Annotated in this window: 3 protein-coding genes; 2 read left to right on the top strand and 1 reads right to left on the bottom strand. The window is 65.4% G+C overall.

Going from position 1 to position 4,334, the window contains the following annotated elements; translation table 11 throughout:
* On the bottom strand, window positions 1–2,475 hold a 2,475-nt coding region (locus tag AC1D00_RS29185), incomplete at its 3' end, for an indolepyruvate ferredoxin oxidoreductase family protein (protein WP_477013046.1).
* Between the two features lie 43 nt (window positions 2,476–2,518).
* On the opposite strand from AC1D00_RS29185, the gene AC1D00_RS29180 reads away from it, so the two are divergent.
* Window positions 2,519–3,472 (top strand): hypothetical protein, encoded by a 954-nt coding sequence (locus AC1D00_RS29180; protein WP_477013045.1) that lies wholly within the window; start codon window positions 2,519–2,521, stop codon window positions 3,470–3,472.
* A gap of 322 nt (window positions 3,473–3,794) precedes the next feature.
* The coding region (locus AC1D00_RS29175; RefSeq protein ID WP_477013044.1) for a cysteine hydrolase family protein at window positions 3,795–4,334 on the top strand (540 nt) is incomplete at its 3' end.

Here is a 4,334-nt window from a genome sequence, read left to right as displayed (position 1 = left end):
GATGCGGACCGCCGAAATGTCCTCGGGCTTCGGTGCGATGCGGACATGGCTCATCACGGCGCCGTTCTTCTGCGACAGGCCGGTGAAGTCCAGCGCCGAGCAACCGCGACCGTCGACATGGGCGGCCATGCCGAGCAGCGCGCCAATGGTGATGACGCCGGTGCCGCCGATGCCGGTGACGAGGATGTTGTACGGCGCCTCGAGCTCGCGGACAGGAGGCAGCGGCAGGTCGGCGAACAACTGTCCGGAATCGACCGCCGACGTCTTCATCCGCTTCAGCGTGCCGCCATGCACGGTGACAAAACTCGGGCAAAAGCCCTCGACGCAGGAAAAGTCCTTGTTGCAGTTCGACTGGTCGATCTGGCGCTTGCGGCCGAATTCGGTCTCCAGCGGCTGCACCGAGACGCAGTTCGAGGCCTGCGAGCAGTCGCCGCAGCCTTCGCAGACGAGCTCGTTGATGAAGGCGCGCTTGGCGGGGTCGGGATAGAGTCCACGCTTGCGGCGGCGGCGCTTTTCGGCCGCGCAGGTCTGGTCGTAGATGACGACCGTGAGGCCCTTGATGTCGCGCAGCTCGCGCTGCACGGCATCGAGCTCGCGGCGGTGATGGATCGTCGCGCCTTGTGGGAAGTAATTGCCTTCGGGGTATTTGCCCGGATCGTCCGAGACGATCGCGAGGCGCTTGACGCCCTCGGCCCAGACCTGGTGCGCGATCTGCGCGACGTTGAAGCCGCCCTCGGCCGGCTGGCCTCCGGTCATCGCCACGGCGTCGTTGTAGAGGATCTTGTAGGTGATGTTGATGCCGGCGACTGAAGCGGCACGAAGAGCGAGCAAGCCCGAATGTGTATAGGTGCCGTCGCCGAGATTCTGGAAGATGTGCGTCTCGCTGGTGAAGGGAGATTGCCCGATCCAGTTCACGCCCTCGGCGCCCATATGCGAGATCAGGTCGGTGCGGCGGGTCGGCATGCTCAGGGCCATGCCGTGGCAGCCGATGCCGGCCATGGCGCGGCTGCCCTCGGGCACGCGGGTCGAGGAATTGTGCGGGCAGCCCGAGCAGAAGAACGGCGTGCGCGCGAGCTTGATCGGCGCGCTGGCGGTGACCGGATTGTCGAACGCCTCGAGCCGCGCGAGGCGCTGTTCCAGCACCGGGCTGTGATGACCGAGCTTGCGCAGCCGCGCGACCAGCGCCGACGCCACGATGGTCGGCGTCAGCTCGCCCTCGCTCGGCAGCAGCGGCGCGCCGCGCTCGTCGCGCTTTCCGGTGACGGTCGGGCGCCTGGACGCGTCGATGTTGTAGAGGATGCGCATCAGCTGGTCTTCGATGAAGCCGCGCTTCTCCTCGACCACCAGGACATCCTGAAGTCCTTCGGCGAAGCGCTTGGCTCCGCTCTCCTCCAACGGCCAGGTCAGCGCGACCTTGTAGATGCGCAGGCCCAGGTCCTGCGCGTCCTTGTCGGTAATGCCCAAATCGGCGAGCGCCTGGCGCAGATCGAGATAGGCCTTGCCGGTTGCGACAATGCCGAGTCGCGCGGGCTTTGAGTCGAGCACGATGCGATCGAGCTGGTTGGCGCGGGCAAAGGCCTGCACGGCAGCCATCTTCGGGCCGAACAGGCGTCTCTCGGCGTCCAGCGGCGGATCGGGCCAGCGGATGTTGAGGCCGCCGGGCGGCATCTCGAAATCATCTGGCAGCACGATCTTGATGCGTTCAGGATCGCTGTCGATCGACGCCGAGCTTTCCACGGTCTCGCTGATCGCCTTGAAGCCGACCCAGCAGCCGGAGAAGCGCGACAGCGCAAAGCCATAGAGGCCGAGGTCGAGATAATCCTGCAGCGTTGCCGGATTGATCACGGGAATCAGCGCCGCCGCGAACACCTGCTCGCTCTGATGCGCCAGCGTCGAGGACTGGCAGCCATGGTCGTCGCCTGCGAGCGCCAGCACGCCGCCATTAAGCGAGGTGCCGGCCGCGTTGGCGTGCTTCAGCGCGTCCACCGAGCGGTCGACGCCCGGTCCCTTGCCGTACCAGATACCGAACACGCCATCGACCTTGGCGCCGGGAAACAGGCCGACCTGCTGGCTGCCCCAGACCGCGGTCGCGGCCAAGTCCTCGTTCAGGCCGGGCACGAAGGCGATGTCGTGCTGCTGGAGGTGCGACTTCGCCCGCCACAGCGCGTGGTCGTACATGCCGAGCGGGGAACCGCGATAGCCCGAGATGAAGCCGCCGGTGTTGAGCCCTTGAAGCCGGTCGCGTTCGCGCTGCAACATGGGCAGTCGAACCAGGGCCTGCGTGCCGGACAGGAAGATCCGCTTCGATTCGAGCCGGTATTTATCGTCCAGCTCGACCTGCATCAGCGTCATTTCGGAAGTCCTTGTTGTCCTGGTCGGGCGGGGGATTTTGCGCCGCGGGAGGCTTGCGGCTGTGCGAAGCGGGAGATCGCAGTCAAGAGCATGGGCCGGCGAAGTCAATATCGCTGGCCGCATCCGTGGCGCTCCTGCTAGTCATGGCTTGCTTGCGGAGGACACCATGACGGCAAAAGCATTCGACACCGAGATCACCGAGACGGCCGAGGCCTTGATCGGGCCGTGGCGCCAGCCGCGCCAGATGCTTCACGCGCAAACTTACGATGCGCACGCCTCGATCCATGATGACGCCACCGCGCAAAAGCTCGGCTTCAAGGGCGGCACCATCGAAGGCCCGACGCATTTCAGCCAGTTCGCCCCGCTCGGCGCGCGGCTGTGGGGACAGGGCTGGTTCGAGAGCGGCTGTCTTTCCGCGCATTATCGCAACGCCTGCTTCGAAGGCGAGGAGGTGCAGGCGATCCTGTCGAAACCTCTAGCCGGTGCGAGCCAGTGCCAGATCCAGATGGTCAAGCGCGACGGCACCGAAGTGCTGCGCGGCACGGCCTCGATCGGCGAACCGCACGCGGCAACCGCGCTCGAGACCCGCCTCACCGAGCTGAAGCCGCTCGCCGATCCCGTGATCCTGCGCGAGGTGAAGATCGCGCAGACCAGCAAGCGGCAAGCTGTGCGCATGGCGTTCGACCAGACCATGGGCGACCTCTATCCGTTCTCGCTCCGGCAGAAGCTCGCCGTCATCACCGAGAACTCGCCGTATTATTCCAGCGCCGACAACCCATGGCGCAAGCCGGTCATCCCGATGGAGATGCTCAGCGTGCTGTTCCAGTACCGCTCCAAGGACGATCCGTTGCCGGCCAAGGGCCCGGCGGTCGGCCTGTTCGCCGACCAGGAGATCAGGCTGGTGAAGGGGCCGCTCTTCGTCGACGACGCGTATGAGGCGGAGCGCGAAGTGGTCGCGCTCTCCGGCAGCCGCCGCACCGAAAGCGCCTGGGTCAAGACGCGCGTGTTCGACAAGACGGGCACGATGGTGGCCACCATGCTGCTCAACATGGCGACGCTGAAGGATTCCTATGCGCCGTATGAGGACGAGTATCGGCGGCTGTATGGGGCGGGGCGGTAGTCTCAGCTCGTCATTCCGGGGCGCGCGCAGCGCGAACCCGGAATCCATTTCACCTCACACATTGCGGCCCGATGGATTCCGGGCTCGACGCTGTCGCGTCGCCCCGGAATGACGACCGGGAGTCCATCGCCGCCCGCTCATCCTTTAAGCAACTGCACGTCGCAAAGCCGTCGCACAGGGAATAAGCAATCATCGATCTCTGATGTAACCTTCTGACAGCACAACGAATTCCCTCGCAGGCTGTGCCTCCCCGCAATTGTACACAATGGCACGGCGTTTGCAGAACTCCTGGCAAAGAGAGTTCTCGCGGGGGCCTTGAGTCATGTTGAACTCGACCAAGCCGACATTGGGCGTCATCAGCGCCGAGCCCGAGCCGATCAGGCTCGACTGGCCCGCCACCGCGCTTCTCATCATCGATATGCAGCGCGATTTCATGGAGCCGGGCGGCTTCGGCGAGACGCTCGGCAACGACGTCAGCCAGCTTGCGCGTGCGGTGAAGCCGATCGGCGCGGTGCTGAAGGCGGCGCGCGACACCGGCATGCTGGTGATCCACACCCGCGAGGGTCATCTGCCCGATCTCTCCGATGCGCCGCCGGCGAAGGTCGAGCGCGGCGCGCCGTCCTTGCGCATCGGCGATCCCGGCCCGATGGGGCGCATTCTCATTCGCGGCGAGGCCGGTCACGACATCATCCCCGAGCTCTATCCGCTCGACAGCGAAGTCGTGATCGACAAGCCGGGCAAGGGCGCCTTCTACGCCACCGAGCTCACCGACGTGCTGGAGAAATACGGCATCGAGAATCTGCTGGTCTGCGGTGTCACCACCGAAGTGTGCGTCAACACCACCGTGCGTGAGGCCAATGAT

The organism is Bradyrhizobium sp. P2_E8 (genome assembly GCF_056403875.1).
Note: the sequence above shows the minus strand (reverse complement) of the source record. Positions and strands in the feature narration are given on the sequence as shown.

Excerpts from the sequence above, each read along its gene's own strand:
- AC1D00_RS29180 (WP_477013045.1), top strand. The coding sequence starts at position 2,519 with ATGACGGCAAAAGCATTCGACACCGAGATCACCGAGACGGCCGAGGCC.